Genomic DNA, 21,115 nt, shown 5'->3' on the forward strand with positions numbered 1-21,115 from the left:
TTAATTTTTTGAAGCAGAAAGTGACAGCCATTGATGGCGTCCTAACTCTAAAACGACTCCCACAGCTAAACCTGCAGCGGTATTGATAACAAGACAAACTAACGCCGTGGTAAAAATAACAAAAATACAGAAAGGTTTACCATCGATAAAACGCTTTGACCAAGCTAATTGAGTACCTGCTATTGCAAGCAAACTGCCTAGCACAGCAAGTGGAATTAACGAAAGAACAGTAGCAATGCCCTGCCCCCAAAATACCGCTATAAGTAAACAAGTGACACCAAAAATAGTCGGCGCTAACCAAGTGCGTGCGCCAAAATGATGCTGTACTGCTAAGCCACCTGCGCCGTGACACATAGCAGCGCCGCCAAAAGGCGCCAATAACAAGTTTGACCATCCCGAGGTTTTAGCAAATGCCTGTGGGGTAAACTTGTCACTATCATCGGGAAACTTATCTTTAGCCATCGCAGAAATAGCAATCACAGCATTGGTTAATGTCAGCGCAAGCTGTGGCAATACCAATAACACGGCCGCAGAACTCCATTCATGACTGTCAGGCCAGCTAAACTGCCAATGCGCAGCTTGGGCGAAATTAAAACTGGGTGAACTTTGGCTTAAGTACTGCCAAGTAATGCCTAACAAGATAACCAATGGCATCACAATGTATTGCATCGGCATAAAGCGACTTAGAAACAATGCGGCAAAAGCGAGTAAACCCACAGCCCATGTTTCACTCATCATAAAGCCGCCCATCCAAATCAATTGAATACCAATGGCTAATTGGATACCGATGCTAATTGCTGGTGATAACTGCTTCGCCATCCATTGAATAATGCCGCTATAAGCGAGTACGAGTAATATTATCCCCATTAGCATTGCTGAGGCTTGCAACATACCAGGGGTTAATCCTTCAGCAATCACCAAAGCACTGATCACTTTCATAGGTTGTATTGGAATTGGCCTGCGATAATAAAAGGCGGTAAAGAGCGCAAAGCAACCAAAGCCTAAAAAGATGCCTTGGGGAGAAAATTGGTTTAGTGCAATGAGCCCTAATACCAAAGGAAGAAAGGTGCCTAAGTCAGCGAATGCGCCGCTTAGCTCCCCTGAAAATTTGTTTACGTTGTTTAGTCTATGGGTCTTACATCTCATATATCTTGCCATAAGGATTGGATATAGAAATATAGCAAATAGAGTGCCAAATTAAATTTGTGACCTATTTCATAAAAATATCGATTTTTTAATAACTTATGAAAAACGATGCGACAAACTGTCTCAAACATCAAATTCTTACAAGGTCATTTTGTCCAGTTTAGCCAACGCTTAATCATTCAATAGTAACTAATTACGTATTTTGATCAGCTCCCATATATCTGCGCCACGAAATAGTAGTCTTATAAATAACGGCCATAAAAAAGCCCCTATAAAGGGGCTTAATCTTATCATCGTCAATCACATGTAAATGCTGATAGCGATAGAGATGGCGATTTACATGTTTAAATCTTTTTCCATATCTTCGTATGAAGTATGGCGAACATCTTTACCTTTCACGTAAAAGATAATGTATTCACAGATATTTTTACAACGGTCACCCACACGCTCAACTGCACGAGCAGCCCAAAGTACATCTAGTACCGCTGGGATAGAGCGAGGGTCTTCCATCATATAGGTCATTAACTGACGAATAATGCCTTCATACTCTTTGTCTAACTTGGCATCTTCTTTATGTAACTCAAGTGCATTTTCAGCATCCATACGTGCAAATGCATCAAGGGTCGCATGAAGCGTACGCGTAGCATGACGCCCCATGTTTTCAATGCTCACTAATAATGGCTGCTGGTTGTTTAAACGCTTATCTAAGGCTGCTTTAGCAATACGTACACAAGCATCACCAATACGCTCTAAATCGGTAATGGTCTTGCCGATGGTGATAATAAGGCGTAAATCGCTTGCTGCAGGCTGACGCTTAGCAATAATACGAGTACATTCTTCATCAATCGACACTTCCATACCGTTAACTCGATGATCGCCATCAATGACTTTCTGCGCAAGTTCAGCATCAAGTGATGCAAGTGCATCCAGTGATTCTTCAAGCTGACGCTCTACTAAGCCACCCATCGCTAATACACGGTTACGAATATCTTCTAATTCAGCGTTAAACTGACCAGAAATATGCTTATTTAAATTTTTGCTTTCCATTACTGTATCAACCTTTATTCTTTAAAATATTGACCGAAGCCATCAGCTACTAATGCCAGTACAATTAGCCGTAACGACCTGTAATGTAATCTTCTGTCTTACGTTTTTGTGGCGTGGTAAAGATAGTATTGGTATCAGCGTACTCAATTAACTCACCCATGTACATGAAGGCAGTTTGGTCTGATACACGTGCTGCCTGTTGCATATTATGCGTTACGATAACCACAGTATATTTTGATTTAAGATCCGTGATTAACTCTTCAATCGTTAACGTTGAAATAGGATCCAATGCCGATGTTGGTTCATCGAGTAGTAATACTTCTGGCTCAATGGCAATCGCACGGGCAATAACTAAACGTTGCTGCTGACCACCAGATAAACCGAAAGCGTTATCGTGTAAACGGTCTTTCACTTCATCCCAAATCGCAGCGCCGCGAAGAGAACGTTCAGCCGCTTCATCTAACTCACGACGGTTGCTCACACCTTGCAGGCGTAGACCGTAAACCACGTTCTCGTAAATTGATTTTGGAAACGGGTTAGGACGCTGGAACACCATGCCGACATTACGTCGAAGGGCTGCAACATCGACTTTCTTGTCATAAATGTTTTGACCATGAAGTAAGATTTCACCATCAATATGACAAGTTTCAACTAAGTCGTTCATGCGGTTAATACAACGTAATAGCGTTGATTTACCACAACCACTTGGGCCAATAAATGCAGTCACTTGGTTTTTTGGGATCTTCATGCTCACATCAAATAGAGCTTGTTTATCACCATAACGTAAATCTAGGTTACGAATTTCTAGCGCAGTATCCTGTGCAGGTAGGTTTGCTAAATCGACAACTTCAGATTTAATAGCGCTTTGATCAATAGAAATCATTTTTCTTTTTCCTCAGGATATCGCTAATTAATGTTCTAGCGAACGGAATTTTTCACGTAAGTGATTACGTACACTAATAGCTGTTAAGTTAAGTGTCACAATCACAGATACTAATAAGAATGAAGTTGCATAAACTAATGGTCTAGCCGCTTCTACGTTAGGGCTTTGGAAGCCAACGTCATAAATATGGAAACCCAAATGCATAAACTTACGTTCTAAATGGATAAACGGGAAGTTCATATCAATAGGTAGTGTCGGTGCAAGTTTAACGACACCTACTAGCATCAACGGCGCAACTTCACCTGCTGCACGAGCAACAGCCAAAATAAGACCTGTCATAATTGCAGGGCTCGCCATTGGAATAATAATGCGCCACAAGGTTTCAAATTTTGTCGCACCTAAGGCTAAACTACCTTGACGTACTGCAATTGGAATACGACTTAAGCCTTCTTCAGTCGATACAATAACCACTGGCAAAGTCAAAATTGCTAAGGTTAATGCAGACCAAATTACACCAGGCGAACCAAAGGTTGGCGATGGTAATGCTTCAGGATAAAACAATTGGTCTAACGAACCACCTAACATATAAACGAAGAAGCCTAAACCAAATACACCGTATACAATTGACGGAACACCCGCTAAGTTAATCACCGCAATACGGATCATCTTAGTAATTGGGCCTTTCTTAGCGTATTCGTGTAAGTAAATCGCTGCAATAACACCAAATGGTGTCACAATCACAGCCATTAGCATAACCATAAATACCGTACCGAAAATTGCTGGGAATACCCCGCCCTCGGTATTGGCTTCACGTGGGTCATGGCTAACAAAACGACCTAAACCGACAAACCAATGCACGACTTTATCAAAGCTATTCATGCGATTTACGTAGCTAACATCAAGTACTGAATCAAGCTTTAAAGTGACTTCTTCACCGCGCATATCACGAATGATAACAGAGTCTCTTGCCGCTTCATCACGCAATGCAAACAAGTCTTTTTCCATGACTAAATAGTCTTGGTTTAACTGCTCAGCTTGGGCATCAAGCTCTGCTTTAAGTGCTGGTGTTAACTTACCATCTAACTCGAAACCACGTTCTTTTAAACGAAGACGTTCTAGGGCGTAGTTAACTGAACCAATTTCAGACTTCTGCAGTTTCAGCGCTTGTTTACCAATATTAACCGCACGTTCGATATGCTCTTCTAACGACGCTTCAATCTGCTCACCTTCAAGTGATAAACGCTTACCGTCTTCAATAACCGCAACTGGATAGCCATAGAAGTTACCGTTTTTAGTACGCTCAAACATCGCGATATCAGTTGGTTTTTCACGGCTCACAATATCCGTTGCTAAAATCCAGCGGAAATCTAAACCTACAAACTCACGGTTACCGGTTTTAACTAAGTAACGCGTAACAAATTCACCTGGATACTCATTAAACGTGTGACCCGCTGAAATTAAACGTTCAGTAGGTACTTCCTCACGGTCGTAAATTTCACCAATTAAGGTCGACTTAACACCATTGTTATCTTCCATTTTCCACTGATAAATATCAGCAGGCCAGAAGTAACTTAAACCGCGCCAAGCAATTAATAACAACAAACCAAGTACTGCAATCAAGCTGATACTTACTGCACCACCAGTCATCCATATCCATGGAGAACCTGATTTAACCCACTTACCCATTGCTCAAACCTCTCAAGGCGATTGGCGAAATATTAAATACTGTTTTCATCTTCATTCCTTAAAGTGAGCTGTAACGTTCACGTAGACGTTGACGTACCACTTCTGCAATGGTGTTAAAGACAAAGGTAAATACAAACAAGACGAATGCTGCAAGGAACAGTACGCGGTAATGCGAACTACCAATGGCAGATTCAGGCATTTCAACAGCAATGTTCGCCGCCAAGGTACGCATACCTTCAAATACACTCCACTCAAGGATTGCGGTGTTACCGGTTGCCATTAATACAATCATGGTCTCACCTACAGCGCGGCCTAAGCCCATCATCACTGCTGAGAAGATACCAGGACTTGCCGTTAGCAATACCACACGTGTTAATGTCTGCCAGTTGGTTGCACCTAAGGCTAACGAACCGTTCGACAAGTGACGTGGCACAGAGAAAATCGCATCTTCAGCAATCGAGAAAATCGTTGGAATAACCGCAAAGCCCATCGCAATACCAACAACAAACGCGTTACGTTGGTCAAATGTAATGCCGAGTTCGTTGGTAATAAATTGACGCGTGTTGCCATCAAAGAAAGCAATTTCAATCACTGGACTTATTTCAAATGAGAACCAACCCACAAACAAAATAACCGGGATTAGCATAATTTCTTGATAAGTCTCAGGTAAGCGTTGCTTCCACTGAGGTGGCAACTTGCTCCAAGTGAATGCACTCAGCAAAATACTGGTCGGTAATAGGGTCAGTAACACTAAAATACCTGGCAGGTGGTCTTCAATTAATGGCGCTAACCATAGACCTGCTAAGAAACCCAAAATAACCGTTGGCAATGCTTCCATGATTTCAATCGTTGGCTTAACCACACTGCGCACTTTGGGTGCCATGAAGTAAGCCGTGTAAATTGCGCCAGCAATCGCGATTGGCACAGCAAAAAGCATTGCGTAAAAAGCAGCTTTCATTGTACCGAATGCTAACGGCATTAAACTTAATTTAGCTTCAAAATCATCTGAACCTGAGGTGGACTGCCACACGTACTGCGGTTCTGGATAACCTTCGTACCAGACTTTTTGCCACAAAGCGCTCCATGACACTTCAGGGTGGTCATTATCAACTACAAACACATTTAAGCTATTATTTGCTTCAACGATTAACGCATTTGAACGAGGACTAAATGCCATTTCGCCAGGCTGAGCGATATTGAATTTCTCGGTGAATAAGTTGCGTTGACTGGTGGTATAAAGTAGCGATAGCTCACCTTCTGGGCTTACTACTGCAAAACTTTTACGATAAAACTCAGTCGCAATTGTTTGCACAGGTGAGTCAATTTCAAAGTCACGTATTTTTTGATACAAACGACCGTTGCGACTACTGACTTGGAAGTATTGATCAATAGTACCGTCTTCATAATTGACTAATACAGAGCTTGCACCCGCCAATAAACTCACATTAGATACTTTATTTTTACCATCCTTTACATCAATAACTTGAAGTAACGTTGGCGCATCAGTATCACGAATGTTATAGATAAAAATCTTGTCTGATGTCGGTAAAATTAATTGACGGTGATCAGGTGTCATTAATGCGGTAAATGCTTCTTTTGGAGCATCTTCAACGAAAGTTAAGTCTGAGTACCATTCAATTTCTTCGGTCATCATGTTTTCTTCGCCTTCAAGACGATTCAATTTCCATGAACCTTCATTATCTTGGTAGGCAAAGCCAATACGACTATCGATGTAATCAAAAACTAAATTGTTTAATGGCTGACCTTCATCAACCATGATTGGCGTCTCACCAAGGGGATAACGTAAACGAGGCGTAATCGTGCGCACGTTGTCTGGGTAAGTGACACCAAAATTAACGCCTACAACTAAGGCTTCACCCGAACTTAAGCCCAAGGCAAAACGTTGTTCGTTCGGCTTTGCTTTAGCACTACTGACTACAGTTGTGCCCGCTGGAATAGGTGGATTAAAGCTTTCAATTAACTGCTTAGTGGCTACTGAATAAAAATCAACTTGACCTTCAACCGTCACGCGATAAGCAATTTCGTTCTGCTCATCACTGCCCACCATTAACGTGGCGAGGTCGGTATTTTGATAACTGATTGTTGAGACAGGCTCAACATCAGCGCCATCAAAAATAGGTTTAATAACATACAATAAGTAAAAGAAAATCAACAACAAAGCGACAAAGACCATGGTACCACCCACAGTCACTCCGACTTCAGCTGCTTTATCCGTAAATGCTCTTCGACTTGTGCTTCTATTAACTAGCAAGCTTTTCGTTTCAGAACCAGGCTGACCTACCTGACTTTCCATTCAGAACCTCTATAATTAATCGTCAGCGAAATTTCGCTATGATTGTTTAATCCGCTGTGTTACTAAATAAATAGCTGTTTTATTTACTTAAACCGACTGTTGTTAAATTACTAGCGAGTAGCTAGTGTAAAAATCAGCAGTTTAGCGAGCTTATATGACATTTTTTGGATGCCATTTTAATTGGCTGAATTATATGACGTAAATATGACAGTAGTGTTACAGCAGATTTATTTGTTAAAAAATTGGGAGTTTCATATATGTTACGTTACCTGATCACCCTGCAAGCCCCTGATAGAGTAGGGTTAGTTGAACAAATCGCAAATGTTATAAGTCGTCACAATGGTAACTGGCTTGATTCAGAAATGCGTCATATCGACGGTGTTTTTGCAGCTATATTACAGTTAGAAGTTTCAGCATTAAAATGGGATGCCATGCTGGAAGCTTTAGAGTGTATTGAAGGGCTAAATTACGCCTACTCTAAAACCGGCTATATTGCAGAGCCAATCAAGCGTTTAAGCTTTAACTTAGTAGCATATGACCGTGAAGGTTTAGTTCTTGAAATCTCAAATAAGATCAATGCGCTTGGAATAAACATTGAGCAGTTTAGTAGTCAGCAAGAAACTGCAAGTCATAGTGGCATCGCGTTATTTAGAGCCACTATGGGTCTAGGTTTGTCAGATCCTAACCAAGAAGAACAGTTAACAGAATCCTTATATGAACTTGGTGATGATGTAGTGCTCGATAAACTCAGTAAAAGCGCTTAGTTACTCAAGGTCGGTTTTACTACTAGTAATCAGTAATGAATAATTAACAGCTAGCACCAATAGCTGCTAACCTGTTGTTGATAAGCTTATTTCACCAGCGTGATGATTCATTCTCCACGCTGGTGTTTAACCTATTTTTCAAATTATCTCCCCCCATTAGATTTTCGATTTCATTGCGATAAACCTTCATTTAACTGTCACAATATCTCTACCCGCATAACTGTCGATTCAATCTAAAAAACCGTTTAAATTTACCTACAAGCATCTGTTAGACTAAGCACAAATGATAAAAACAAAGAGTATAAAATGTTAGGAACGCTGTCTAAAATGCGCACTCAGCTTGATGAGCAAAATGAAGTGCAATACAAACTGCCTGTGGGCGATGAAACCATCGACCTTAACCCTTTAATTGGTAAAACACTGACACTAACTCACACTGGGAATATTTTTTGTTGCAGCTGCGGTAAAAAGACCAAAAAGAGTTACTCTCAAGGTCACTGTTATGTATGCATGTCTAAGCTTGCAAGCTGTGATTTATGCATTATGAAACCAGAAACCTGCCACTTTGATAAAGGCACATGCCGCGAGCCTGAGTGGGCTCAAAGCCATTGCTTTGTTCCTCATTATGTATATTTATCCAATACCTCAGGGATTAAAGTCGGTATCACCCGCTATACCCAAATCCCTACTCGCTGGATAGATCAGGGGGCGACTCAAGGTCTGCCAATATTCAAAGTATCGACACGTCAACTATCGGGCTTAGTGGAAGTTGAATTAGCAAAGCTAATCAACGATAAAACTAACTGGCAGGCTATGCTAAAAGGCAACGCTGATGATGTCGACTTAGTCGATATGGCCAATCAATTAATCCCAGTGATTGAAGAGCGCTTATTGGAAATCAAACAGCAAAACCCTGATTTTGTTATTGAGCGTTTAGATGATGCGATTCAAGGGATCAAGTTCCCTATCACTGAATTCCCTAAGAAAGTTAAGTCGCATAACTTTGATAAAACCCCTGAAGTAACTGGTGTTTTGCAAGGTATCAAAGGCCAATATCTTATCTTTGATACTGGGGTGATCAACATTCGTAAGTTTGGTTCTTACGAAGTCGATGTAACCGTTTAATTATTGCATTAACTCATTCCAGAACGAGACAAGATAAATAAAAAAGCCGCTGAAATTTATCAGCGGCCTTTTTATTATTCGAATGTTACTCGAAAACTACATTACGTGGTTAGGAACAGAATTTAGCATCATAGTGGTAAGTTCATCAAAGCGTTGCTCGCGATCTTCAATGGGCTTATCTGTATCAGTAAAACCTTGAGCAAGAACCTTCCATACAGGTTGTATACGAATAGGGCTAAATAGTGCAACGAGTACCGAACCTTTTTCATAATCGTCATCCACGCCCTTGGTCGATAAACCTGCGACTAAACCCGCTCGCTTCATGATTTCTTTATCACTCATTTCCGATTCTAGTGCCATGCCAAAACCAACTAAAATACTTGGAGACTCATCACTTTCAACATAATGATACCCCTTAGCTTCCATTATTTTAGTGATCGATTGACGCATATGTCTTACTAACTCAGCATCATTAAGTTTATTCGCACTACGAACCGTAAACATGGTTGGATGCCAGCCAAAGCTTTTTGCGCTTGAAGAAATTAAATCTAAGTCGCCTGAGGTCACCATAGTAATTCTGCTTGGAACCGGATCAATACTGGTTTCATTTGTTGCACAACCACTAACTAATACCGCCACTAAACTTATCCATAAATACCACTGTTTGTTTATCATTTATCCGTTAATCCTATAATCAGAAACTAGCAAGTACTTCGAAGGTAAGCACAGTCAATAAGAGCAATAATCAAGCGCAATAGTTAAAAAGTGCGAACTGTAGCATCGATAATAATTTAACATATGAACCCTAACCTAACCTGACTCAAATTTAATAACAACAAATCCGAATATTTTAAGTATATTTTAAACACTTGAGGGCAAACAACAAAATAACCCCAACCAATTAATGACAAACGTATCCAAATGTAATTCACTAAACACAAGTTTTTTGTTTGTTCACTAAGCGATAACCGCTAAAATGTGGCTCTTAAGCAAATCACCCATCTAGAATGATAAGGTCTATGGAACTCATTATTACCATCGCATTGTTTGCCTTTTCAGCTGGAATAACTCCTGGCCCCAACAATATTATGTTGATGACATCTGGAGTAAATTTTGGCATTAAACGCAGTATTCCGCATTTATTAGGGATCATCGTAGGTTTCCCAAGCATGGTACTTGCTATCGGTTTGGGCCTAAGCGCTGTGTTTCAAGCTTACCCGGTGGCCCATCAAATCATTAAAGTGGCAGGCATTATTTACCTACTTTACCTTTCTTGGCTGATTGCCAATAGTTCTAGCAATCTAGAAGGCAAACAAACAGCAAAGCCATTTAACTTTTTACAAGCCGCAGCATTTCAGTGGGTGAACCCAAAAGGTTGGATTATGGCTGTTGGTGCGATTGCGACATTTACTAGCATTGACCATTCTTTAGCACCACAAGTCATTACCATTGCGGTAGTGTTCTTCTTTGTTGCATTACCTTGCGCCTCAATATGGCTGAGCTTTGGCATTGGCTTAAAAAAATTACTCAAAAATCAACGTCAGCAACGCATATTTAATATTTCAATGGCGTTATTATTAGTGTTATCCATTATCCCTATGGTACTACCTAACTAGTCGTGTCAATTAAGCAACAGGAATTCAGATGTCAGAGTTAAACGAATACCATATAGAGACGGCAAACTGGGTCAACAAAGTGATCATGAAATATAACATTTGCCCTTTTGCTCGCCGTGAAGTAGAGCGAAACAGTATTCGTTATTACTGTAGTGAGAACACCAAAGTTAAGCAGGTGATGAAAGATTTTCTCAACGAATGCCAATATTTAGATGAACACCCTAATGTTGAGACCACTCTTTTTATTATGCCCCGCGGCTTTGAAGGGTTTTACAGTTATCTCGATATCGTCGATTTAGCCAACGACAAACTGTTTGAAAACGAATATGAAGGTGTTTATCAACTGGCAAGTTTTCATCCTGACTATTGCTTTGAGGGCGAGCCCCAAGATAGCGCGGCAAATTTTACCAACCGCTCCCCTTACCCAACGATCCATATTATCCGTGAATCAAGTATGGAAGCGGCGCTTGCTGAATATGATGAGCCAGAAACCATACCTGAACGCAATATCGCCTTTGCAGAACGAAAAGGGGCTGAATTTTTCACCGCTTTACTCAAGCAATGTCGTGTAGACCCTTTAAACAATAAATAGCTTAAAAAGAGTTTTAATTTGAATAACCCACAGCAGTTACTGGGTAAGACCGGTATGCTATTTTTTCTGGTCATTATTAGCGCTTTTCCGCCATTAACGATTGATTTGTATTTACCTGCTTTACCCACCATGGTTGAGGTGCTTAATACCAATCAATCTATGGTGAATTTAACCCTGAGCAGTTACTTTGTAACCTATGCTATTGGGTTGCTGTTTTGGGGACCCCTAAGCGAAAAGTTTGGCCGAAAACCTATCGTGCTCATCGGGATAAGCGGCTACATTGTCACTAGCATTATTTGCGCTTTATCAGCCAGTATTGAGCAGCTTATCTTAGCCCGCATACTGCAAGCCTTTGTAGCAAGTGCGGTTACAGTGGTATCAACCGCTATCGTAAAGGACATATATACCGGTCGTGAGCGCGAGAAAATCATGGCAACTATCATGTCATTGGTCATCATCGCCCCTATGGTTGCGCCAGTGATTGGGGCTTTTTTATTGCAAGTTGCCTCATGGAGAATGATGTTTGTCGCATTAGCCATATTTGGCAGTTTCGCGGGTATCTTAGCTTTGTGTTATCAAGAAACCCTTGAGAAAAGGTATCAGGGCTCTGTACTGAGATCATGGGGACGGCTTGCGGTTATTATCCAAAACCCTCGATTTGCTATCTTATTAATCATATTTTCAATTTCACCAATGGCATTAATGGGCTTTCTCGCTTCTGGTTCATATATTTACATCAACGATTTTGGCCTTACAGAGCAGCAATTTAGCTACGCATTTGCTTTTAATGCAATGTGTGCGGCGTTTGGCCCAATGATTTATATGCGCCTATCCAGTTATATCACGGTGAAAAGAATTATCACTCTGTGTTTTCTCTTTTTATCAGTAGCAGGCGTATTAACCCTAACCATAGGTCATTTATCACCTATTGTTTTTGCGCTTATTGCCGCGCCAGCGACTGTGGTTATCATCACCATGAAAGTACCTGGCACGAACTTAATGTTAGATCAGCAAAGTCATGACACAGGCTCTGCTGTCGCGTTGATTCAATTTTGTAGCATGATCTGCGGAGCGCTAGGAATGGTATTAGTCTCACTCAGCCAAGCGTCTTTAATTACAAACCTCGGCATTATTCAGCTCTGTGTAGGCGTACTCGGGGTGATATTATGGTTATCGGTTAAAAACAGATCTTTTGTTACTGATAAGCTGTTAAAAAACAAATAAAAACCTTCATTTAAAAAAGCGTGAGCGATAAACCAGATTAACTTATGTTTGTATCGCCCACGCTCGTTAAATATTTTTAAAACTTGTTTGAGTTTCTACACTAATAACCCGTTGACGCCACCAAAGCTATTACCATAGTTGTTCCAACCTAAGCCAAAGGCATTGGCGATATCTAAATACAAATTCGACATACCTGCATTATTGGCATCAATAGCTATACCTTTATTTATCGCATTGCCTGCACCACCAGCAAGATAAATACCTGGATTTTCTTGTTGATGATTACCGCCACCGACTTCGGACATGACCAATATTAAGGTGTTATCTAATAAAGTGCCACCATAAGCGGTATCAGGGCGAGAGGCTAATTGATCCATTAAGTAAGCCACCATCATGTTGTACCAAAGGGTTTGTGAGTTAAATACATCAGATTCGTCATGGGAGCTAACGTGTGAACGAGTTTGGTTCCAATACAATTTATCGCCGCTACCATAATCTCCCATGTAAGGTCGAATGCTCGGAAAGTTAATCTGTAGTGACTCATCCTGCGCACCCATAAATTGAAAACTGGCAGTACGGGTGACATTAGCTTGAAATGCCATCGCGATATTACGCATTTGTGCTTGAGCCACCGCTTCGGCTTCTTCATTGAGTCCAGACATCCCAACCGTTGGACGACTGAAACCTGTGCCATCGCCAATATCTAGCGAGCTGTTTAATACATTTTGATAGTAATTCAGCGACTCTTCATGGGTTAATAACTTACCTTGCTGGGTAACATTTAAACTATTAGCTTGGAGTAAATCCAAATTCTCATGTAATGATTCTAGTACGCGATTGCGCCTTAAATCTTCTGGAGAAGTTTCACTTTGATTGCCCCCATTGACCACATCTGCCAGTAAATTGTCGTAAATCATTTGTGGGTTATCAGGCACATCGATTTTATTACCATTGATGTTTGTGAACGGCATGTACTCAGAGCCTTTAGCTTTACTTGACCAACAGCCAACGTGTAGATTATTAGTTAAGGTTCCACCTAATGCATTACCAATTTCACTATCAAATGATGGCGCACCATCCACTCCGCCAGAAAATACTGCACGGCATGCCTCTGGGTGCCCTGAACTGCCACCATGTCCTGCAAAGGTTAAGTTTTTAATGGGGACCAAATTATTGATATGACTGTCTAAAGGACTTAGTGGGCTATCAGCCAAACTCCCAGCCCCTAAGCCACCAGTTTCATAAGCGTGCCACTTTTCTCTAGAGCAACCATTTGGGTAATACACCATCACAAACCGTCTCGCATCGCCCGCAGCTGCAAAAACATTAGGCGAAAAAGCAAACTGGCTTGCAAATGCAGTGGTTAAACCTGCTTTTGCCATAGTGCGAAGGAAATCACGGCGCTTCATTTTATGTTTTAAAAAGTTCATCAGATTATCCTTCCACTATTTACGCAGGGTATAGTTTTTTGTTTGAGTTAATTCAATCATCAGCTCAAGCATGGTCGAGCTTGCATCATCTTTGAACTCCTCACCGAATACGCTAACAGTACAGCTGTCTTCATCCGTTTCTAGCTGACCACGGGAATAGCGATACCACTGACGGGCATAACATGCCTTGCCGTGTGCACTGTCTGCAACCAGTTGTGCCAGTTCATTCATCCCTTGATAAGGGATAACTGGATCACTTTCTGATAAGAAGGTTTCAGCAGAGTCTAAGCTGCCAATGTAACCCGAAGAGTCAATAACTTTGACTTGGCCATCATCAGTGGTTTCAGTTTCAGAATAAATCCCTACAGCATTGTAGTTTTCAAGTCCAAAACCGATGCCATCAATGTACTGGTGACATGATTCACAACCATCTTGTAAATGGGCGGTTTCAAAACGCTCACGCACCGTTAAGCTAGGATCTTCTTGAGGCTTAAGTACAGCGCCAATTGGTGGCGGTGGGAAGTCCTGACACATCAAGTTACGACGAACAAATAAGCCACGTTTAACTGGATGGGTTTTCTCTGAAGCTGACTGAATAGTTAATATACCTGCGTGCCCTAAAATACCGCGACGCTCAGTATTAGCTATACCTTGAACTGTGCCATTACCAGCGGTATAAGCCACTTCTTGCCAACCGTTACCTCCAGGCCACTCTAGGCCATAATGATTAGCTAATTGTTGGGTCATAAAGCTGTAATCGGCGGTCAATAGTTGACTGTATTGTCCGCCTTCAAATACCGTTCGGCGCACGAACTCAATTGTTTCTTGCTTCATGTCAGCTTTTAAACTGTCACTCAGCACTGAGGTTTTAATGTCTTGGTCTAAATCAAGCCAACCGGTAATAAATCGCTCAAATGCGGCTTCTGCTCTAGAGTCTTGAAGCATACCTTGCACGGTACTGGCTATTTGCGATGCACTACTTAACGCGCCAGCATCTGCTTTAGCCATCAAACTCGCATCAGGCGTAGTAGCCCAGTAGGTATAAGACAGCATTGAGGCAACTTCGTAATCCGTCAGTTCATAATAGCCAGCACCATCACTGACACCGACTTCTGAGCGATACAACATGGCAGGCGCTGATAAAATAGCTGTTAATAAACCAATGTCATCATGCTGATTGTAAACCTCAGTTAAATCTGCAAGTTCTGCATCTGTTATTGGACGGCGAAATGCACGTTTACCAAAATCATTAATCACACAAGCAATGTCACTACAACCTGAGGATAGATCATAGATATTGTTGACCATTTCAGCGGCCGCTTCTGCAGCAGTGATATAGCCTTTTGCATAGTCATTAGTAAACAAGGTATTGGCACTGGTTTTAAAACCATTGACTGGGATATCGGCAGGTATGCGCCCTGTCGTCACATCAACATCATTCGATAATGCTAATAAATCACGAATGGAATTATTGTACTCAAGGGTTGATAGCAAACGATAGCCGCGGTCTTGTGGCACTAAATCATCAAGGTCAGTCGCATTACAAACATTAAGTGGTGCTACGTAAGCGCCAGCTAAAATCATACTTGCCGTTGATGATGCACACTCTCCAGTACAAGCCGTTGGATTACCCAAAGGCATGTTGTTTTCAATGTATGAGGTTAAGCTGGCAAGATCATAGTTATTTGCCACATTCAATAACGAAGTACCGCCATCACCTTCGACGCCGTGACAGCCTGCGCAGCCTTCATCGTTATAAAAAGCACGCCCTACTTCATAAGAGTCACTTACCGAGTCAAATACAGCAAGTAAGGTGTAGGATAATGCATCACCCACAACCAGTTGTGTATCAGCTAAGCTAGGGTCAATCAAATATGCAATACCAGAACCTTCCCAGCCGACAAACTCAAGTCCTGTCGCTGCAATATCAGCATTAATTTCAACAGTTGTCCCTGTAGCAAATAACTTACCGCTTAAATTCTCGCTACCATTTAACGTTACCGTGCCATTACCTACCTGCACTTGGCTGCCAGATTCAACACCATTTCCATTTGGCGCAACGGTTAACCAGCCATTGTCATACCAAGAAGGTGCTGCAAGGCTTACATTAAGGTCGGCTGTTTGATCGGCGCCATTATTACTGAAAATAATGTTCACTTGATTATTATTTGCCCACGCATCCGGCAAGATGAGTTTTAACCAAGTACCGCCCAATTCAATTGCCGTTGCACTAAGCACAGTACCGGGCCAACCATCGGAGCGAGTGGTTAGCGTCCCATTGTCATCAGACCAAATATATACCGTTGGTGTATTCCAATTAGTTGGAACATTAAAGTAAACATACTGGCCGCCTCCTTGATTACTCACAATGACACTGTCGCTGCTGCCCTGGTAACTTGCTGTAATTGTCGCGCTACCTGAGTTATTACCAGCAGTGATTAAGCCTTCAGCGTTAACACTAACAATAGATGAATCACTTGAACTCCAACTTGCCGCTAATGTCACACCAAGGCTAGTTTCGCCAGCATTAGCAATAACGGCTAACTGCTGAGACTCACCAGCAATGAGTGTTGGGGTTACTGCACTAATAATTTCTACATCATTAACTGTGCCAATACCTTGTGTAGTTGCACTGGCACTAACACTAATAGCGTTTGCATAAACCCCAATCGCTGTTAAATCATAATAATATTCGGTGTCTAGACTTAACCCCGTATCAACAAAGTTTTCGCTATCAGGGTTTAACGTTACTAGAGGGTAAAATGGGCCTGCTGGATTTAATGAGCGACGGATCTCATAACTTTGCTCATCGTCTGCAACATCATTCCAAGTTAAGCTTATTGAGTCAGAGCTGGTTGCCAGCGCACTAAACCCGGTTGGCTGCGCGGGGGCACTGATAACGGTAATATCTAGACTACCTTGTTGCCCATTGTGACTGGCCCATATTGTAGCGGTTCCTCTTTCACCCGCAGTGGTCGAAACTGTTGCGCTATCTCCAGTTGGATTAAGTACATTGGTATCGGATGACGTCCAAGAAACACCGCTTGTAGGCACAGTTTCAAAACCATTATCGTACAAGCCAAAAGTTGATAACAAGACAATAGTACTAGGAACAATCGTCGTTTGGTCGACTGTCACTTTCATTCCAATTTGAGTCGCGCTTTGGCCATCAATCCAGTCAGCAATTAACGTATCCGCCAATGGATTGGTTAATACACTGCCTTTTGGCATGCGGTTAGCATCATCGGTTTGATAAATATGCAGCAAACTCGCTGTATGATCGAATGGCAACATACGGTAAACCCCAGAACGCTGAACATTCATCATGTCCATTTCATTTACTGGTGTGTCGTAGTTTAAGTCCATTAAACTGCCATCATGGCAATGGGCACAGTTTGTGTCTAAATAGGCTCTAGCACGATTATCAAGATCAGCTGTTATATCTTCAGGATCTGGATAAGCAGCTAAACTATTAACAGAGGCTATTGCGCTATCAAACAAACCAATTTGGTTAAATACATCCAGTTGGTTATCTATGACTCCTTGATAATCAAACTCACCATTTAATTGAGCAGTACTCATAGCTAATGGCTCTTTACTGCCTGTACCCAAATGGCAAGAAGTACACTCAGCTCCCGAGCGAATACGACGCTCAATATTAGTCACTGCACCATCGTAAAATTGCGCTGCTGTTTCATTAAATGCTTCAGTCACTAAATCCGCATCAGTAGCTTGGGCATTCCAGCGGTAATTTGCAGAATCCCAGTTACCTGAATCTTGTTTAAACAGCACTGATGTTTCGTAAGGTGTTGTATTATCGATACTAGTTGGTAAGGACAAGTGTTTAACCAGCACACTCCCGATAGGTAAATTCCAAATGTCATTTTCATCAAACACAATATTGCTGTCATTCGGTAATGCCACAAAGTGACGCGTTATTAGACCGTCAAACCAACCGTCTGAATTGACATCATATTCAATTACACCGTGTGAAGGTATTTGCTCAGCCAGATCAGCAAACAGTCCTGTACTAGACAGTTTTGCCGGAATCGCTGCCGCTTGCGCTTCACGATTCACCATACGGTAAATAATCGATAAGCCGCCATATTCAACACCATGAGAAGTGACAAAAACCGACTCACCACTCATATCAGTACCAAATGACGAAATATTACTTGGGAAAGCATCACTCACCAGTTGGTCGGTATTACCTTCAACCGCTGACCAAATCTTTTTACTGACGTAATCGCCATAAATAAAATGCCCTGTAAGCTCAGGTAATTCAGCGCCTCGATAGACAAAACCACCAATAATAGACACCGACCCCGTATCGTGAAAATAACCACCTTCAGGTGCAATTAAGTCACCACTACAACTACGAGTATTGTTTGGGTCACCACCATCATTGCCACGATGATTGTTACCTTCACAAATCGGCCAACCATAGTTACCACCTGCTTGAATGATATTAACTTCTTCAAAGTCAGCTTGACCTACTTCGGTTTGCCATAAAACATAAGGCGCTTGATTATCAATGCTAAAACGCCATGGATTACGATGACCATAGGACCATATTTCATTAAGCACATTGTCATCATTGATGAATGGGTTATCTGATGGGATATCGTAATATTTACCAGAGAAGTTTGGCGTCTCGCGCATGTTTAAGCGAATAATACTGCCCAGTAAATTACTGGTATCTTGAGCGCTATTATTGGTTCTAGGATCTGGCTCTGTCGGCTCAATAGCCGTATCACCATAAGCACCATCACCGATGCTCATATAAAATTCACCTGTTTGAGGGTGAAATTGCATCATACTGCCTTTATGATCAGGTCCAGGTTGTGGAATGCGAAGTACCTCTATCCTCTCGCTACTTTGCGTTGGGTTAGTCGCATCATTTAATGTAATACGCTCAAGCACGCCATCGCCAAATACACCATTGTCACTTTCGTTGTCATTATCGCCTTCGATATAATAAATATAGGCAAAACGGTTAGTGGCAAAATCTGGATGAAAGGCTATCGAAAGTAAGCCCTGCTCATGGTAATCGCGAACTTCTTCGCTGATATCAATTAAGGTACTAACTTGAGCTGTGCTAACTGCGGGATCATTAGGAAATACAAACACCTTCCCAGACTTATCAACGATATAAATTAAGTCATTTAAACCATCATGAGTGACCATTACAGGCGATGAGAAAGTGCCATCTAATGCGGGAAAAGCTGATTCAAACTCGTAATCACTAGATGAAACACTACCAGATAATGGGAAATTCAATGGCGTGGCAAGCTTGGGTCTTTCAGCCAAGCCTTGCACAGCATTCACCACATTGAGTACAAAAGAATCTGTACTGCCATTATCAAGTGTTAGCGTGACATTGAATGTGCCAGTATTGCTTAAGATTGGCGATACAAGGCTTGCTCCTGTTAACACACCTTGCCAAGCATCACTTTGCCAAATAGCATTATCTATTGAACTTTGAGATGCCGCTGCGGTTAGCGCAATTCTTGTATTTACATTGACGGTGCGATCTTCCCCCGCGTCAGCAGAAGACAGGCTTGGTATGGCGCAAGCCGCCAATGTGACCCACTCACCATTGTAATAACATAATAAATCACCACTGAAATTTAAATCAGCAGTTTGATTAGCGCCATTGTCGCTAAAAATAACGTTACCGCTTTGGGCATTTTCATCAATGTCGATATACCATGCATTTAAACCACCAAAATCGGTAAGTGCTGCTCCAGGCCATTGACCATCAGCCATACTTCCTGCTGGTTCAGCTGCCCAAATATAAGCAGTAGGAGCGCCCCAATTATTATCATTAATATAATAAATCGCTTTACCCACTGGATAGTTAAATTCTGGCGCCGCAGAAACCGTTACAGTGACACTATCTTGAGCGGTCGCATTGTCGTTATCGGTAACCGTTAACGTCACCACATAAGTACCAGCCTGATTATAAACTTGACTGGTTGTTATGCCTGTTTGGCCATTACTCCAACTGTAATTAGTAATATTGCCATCACTATCAGTTGAGCCGCTGGCATCAAAATTTGCCTCTTCGCCAACCCAAATACTGATGTCTGCACCTGCATCTGCTGTAGGAGCAAGATTCTCTGCCTCAATAATCGAAAAGCCACAAGCTGTTAAGCTCATCCAAGTATTATCTTTAAAACACGCGTTAGGCGATGTCATTAATAAATCATTAGTTTGACCGTCACCATTATTATTAAAAATAACGTTCATTGACGTCAGTTCAACCGCGGGATCAAAACAGTAGAAATCACCTTGTTGAATCATGGTGTCACCCGGCCAATTAAAATTAGCTAATACACCTTGAGGAGTTGAGTTCCACATATAAATTGTGGGAGAGGCAAAATTTGCATTGTTGTCATAACAAATGGAGGTTGCTTCAATTGAGGCAGCATTAATATTGGTGACAGTAACTAAAACGGTATCGGTATTTATCGCGCCTTGATTATCGGTAACAGTCAAGGTGACTTGGTAACTGCCTTGCGTGTTATAAACTTGCGAAGGCGCAATACCGGTTAATTGATTACTCCATTCATAGCTTGAGATTGTACCGTCAGGATCCGATGAGCCACTAGCATCAAATGTGACAGTTGAACCCGCAACCACAGTTATATCAGCGCCTGCATCAGCAATGGGGTCAAGATTAGCGCTTAACAGCCCGCAATCATAAAGTGAATTCCAGCCACCATTTTGCCAACATTGATTAGGACTGGTCATCATTAAATCGGTTGTTTGTTGATTGCCGTTATCACTAAAAATAACATTAACGCTGTTTAATTCCACCCCTGAATCGTAGCAACTAAACCCCGCTTCAGTTGTCATACTTTGACCCGGCCAATTGGAGTTTGGAATTGCATTAGCTGGTGATGAGTTCCACAAATACACTGTCGGATTATTAAATCCATTCCCATTATCAAAGCATATTGATGTTGGACTGACAGCAGCGGCAACGGGTTGCGAAACTAACATTATTGATATCACTAGAAGAGAAAACAGACAATAAAATCTGGAGCGACTTAAGCGTTTAATTAAGCCGCTATTGTGATTATGTGCGCGCATGCTCATCACCTTATTTTTTGTTTTTGTAGTTATCTGAATTAAGTGTTTAAAACACCAAGTTCAAATTAAATAAATATCCCCATATTCAAATTAACAATATCACAACATATTTTTTGTAGAATATTTGCGCATTAATATTCAACGTATCAAGCAGCCAAGTACACCAGATTAAATGAGCTAAAACTGTTAA

General features: G+C 41.5%; 13 protein-coding genes. 5 read left to right on the forward strand and 8 right to left on the reverse strand.

Features of this window, described 5'->3' with window-relative positions; translation table 11 throughout:
• The 5 genes from AC0L4E_RS11620 to AC0L4E_RS11640 form a co-directional block, all read right to left on the reverse strand.
• Positions 1–1,146 carry a putative sulfate/molybdate transporter gene (locus tag AC0L4E_RS11620; RefSeq protein ID WP_473679303.1) on the reverse strand — a complete coding sequence of 382 codons (1,146 nt, stop codon included), beginning with the start codon at positions 1,144–1,146 and terminating at the stop codon, positions 1–3.
• A gap of 336 nt (positions 1,147–1,482) precedes the next feature.
• A complete protein-coding gene (gene phoU, locus AC0L4E_RS11625) occupies positions 1,483–2,193 on the reverse strand; it encodes a phosphate signaling complex protein PhoU (RefSeq protein ID WP_473679304.1) in 711 nt (236 codons plus the stop codon).
• Positions 2,194–2,257: 64 nt separating this feature from the next.
• Positions 2,258–3,076, reverse strand: a complete 819-nt coding sequence (gene pstB / locus AC0L4E_RS11630) for a phosphate ABC transporter ATP-binding protein PstB (RefSeq protein ID WP_055022996.1) — start codon at positions 3,074–3,076, stop codon at positions 2,258–2,260.
• A gap of 27 nt (positions 3,077–3,103) precedes the next feature.
• Complete coding sequence (pstA, locus tag AC0L4E_RS11635) at positions 3,104–4,762, reverse strand: phosphate ABC transporter permease PstA (protein WP_473679305.1); 1,659 nt, start codon at positions 4,760–4,762, stop codon at positions 3,104–3,106.
• A gap of 58 nt (positions 4,763–4,820) precedes the next feature.
• Positions 4,821–7,076 (reverse strand): ABC transporter permease subunit, encoded by a 2,256-nt coding sequence (locus tag AC0L4E_RS11640; protein WP_473679306.1) that lies wholly within the window; start codon positions 7,074–7,076, stop codon positions 4,821–4,823.
• A 257-nt stretch (positions 7,077–7,333) separates the two neighbouring features.
• Between AC0L4E_RS11640 and AC0L4E_RS11645 the strand changes: the two genes are divergently transcribed.
• Positions 7,334–7,840, forward strand: a complete 507-nt coding sequence (locus AC0L4E_RS11645) for a glycine cleavage system transcriptional repressor (RefSeq protein WP_473679307.1) — start codon at positions 7,334–7,336, stop codon at positions 7,838–7,840.
• 306 nt (positions 7,841–8,146) lie between these two features.
• The gene (locus AC0L4E_RS11650) at positions 8,147–8,965 is read left to right on the forward strand and encodes a DUF2797 domain-containing protein (protein ID WP_473679308.1); all 819 of its coding nucleotides are present in this window, start codon (positions 8,147–8,149) and stop codon (positions 8,963–8,965) included.
• A 96-nt stretch (positions 8,966–9,061) separates the two neighbouring features.
• Here AC0L4E_RS11650 and AC0L4E_RS11655 read toward each other — a convergent pair whose 3' ends face one another.
• Entirely contained in the window at positions 9,062–9,640 is a 579-nt protein-coding gene (locus AC0L4E_RS11655; RefSeq protein WP_473679309.1) for a DUF4136 domain-containing protein, read from the reverse strand.
• 344 nt (positions 9,641–9,984) lie between these two features.
• On the opposite strand from AC0L4E_RS11655, the gene AC0L4E_RS11660 reads away from it, so the two are divergent.
• The 3 genes from AC0L4E_RS11660 to AC0L4E_RS11670 are packed head-to-tail and all read left to right on the forward strand — an operon-like array spanning position 9,985 to position 12,397.
• Complete coding sequence (locus AC0L4E_RS11660; protein WP_473679310.1) at positions 9,985–10,581, forward strand: LysE family translocator; 597 nt, start codon at positions 9,985–9,987, stop codon at positions 10,579–10,581.
• 28 nt (positions 10,582–10,609) lie between these two features.
• Positions 10,610–11,173: a DUF1415 domain-containing protein gene (locus AC0L4E_RS11665; protein ID WP_473679311.1), complete on the forward strand. Its 564-nt coding sequence runs from the start codon at positions 10,610–10,612 to the stop codon at positions 11,171–11,173.
• A gap of 18 nt (positions 11,174–11,191) precedes the next feature.
• Entirely contained in the window at positions 11,192–12,397 is a 1,206-nt protein-coding gene (locus AC0L4E_RS11670) for a multidrug effflux MFS transporter (protein ID WP_473679312.1), read from the forward strand.
• 95 nt (positions 12,398–12,492) lie between these two features.
• On the opposite strand, the gene AC0L4E_RS11675 is transcribed toward AC0L4E_RS11670, so the two are convergent.
• Together AC0L4E_RS11675 and AC0L4E_RS11680 are read right to left on the reverse strand one after the other, a co-directional pair.
• Positions 12,493–13,827, reverse strand: a complete 1,335-nt coding sequence (locus tag AC0L4E_RS11675) for a DUF1552 domain-containing protein (protein ID WP_473679313.1) — start codon at positions 13,825–13,827, stop codon at positions 12,493–12,495.
• A 15-nt stretch (positions 13,828–13,842) separates the two neighbouring features.
• The gene (locus AC0L4E_RS11680; protein WP_473679314.1) at positions 13,843–20,835 is read right to left on the reverse strand and encodes a starch-binding protein; all 6,993 of its coding nucleotides are present in this window, start codon (positions 20,833–20,835) and stop codon (positions 13,843–13,845) included.
• Positions 20,836–21,115 lie beyond the last annotated feature (280 nt).

It is taken from the genome of Shewanella sp. GJ50-10, assembly GCF_055808815.1.

Coding starts and splice junctions, on each gene's coding strand:
- AC0L4E_RS11645 (WP_473679307.1), top strand. CDS start 7,334: ATGTTACGTTACCTGATCACCCTGCAAGCCCCTGATAGAGTAGGGTTA.
- AC0L4E_RS11675 (WP_473679313.1), bottom strand. CDS start 13,827: ATGAACTTTTTAAAACATAAAATGAAGCGCCGTGATTTCCTTCGCACT.
- pstB (WP_055022996.1), bottom strand. CDS start 3,076: ATGATTTCTATTGATCAAAGCGCTATTAAATCTGAAGTTGTCGATTTA.
- AC0L4E_RS11680 (WP_473679314.1), bottom strand. CDS start 20,835: ATGTTAGTTTCGCAACCCGTTGCCGCTGCTGTCAGTCCAACATCAATA.
- AC0L4E_RS11655 (WP_473679309.1), bottom strand. CDS start 9,640: ATGATAAACAAACAGTGGTATTTATGGATAAGTTTAGTGGCGGTATTA.
- AC0L4E_RS11665 (WP_473679311.1), top strand. CDS start 10,610: ATGTCAGAGTTAAACGAATACCATATAGAGACGGCAAACTGGGTCAAC.
- AC0L4E_RS11640 (WP_473679306.1), bottom strand. CDS start 7,076: ATGGAAAGTCAGGTAGGTCAGCCTGGTTCTGAAACGAAAAGCTTGCTA.
- AC0L4E_RS11660 (WP_473679310.1), top strand. CDS start 9,985: ATGGAACTCATTATTACCATCGCATTGTTTGCCTTTTCAGCTGGAATA.
- AC0L4E_RS11620 (WP_473679303.1), bottom strand. CDS start 1,146: ATGAGATGTAAGACCCATAGACTAAACAACGTAAACAAATTTTCAGGG.
- pstA (WP_473679305.1), bottom strand. CDS start 4,762: ATGGGTAAGTGGGTTAAATCAGGTTCTCCATGGATATGGATGACTGGT.
- AC0L4E_RS11650 (WP_473679308.1), top strand. CDS start 8,147: ATGTTAGGAACGCTGTCTAAAATGCGCACTCAGCTTGATGAGCAAAAT.
- phoU (WP_473679304.1), bottom strand. CDS start 2,193: ATGGAAAGCAAAAATTTAAATAAGCATATTTCTGGTCAGTTTAACGCT.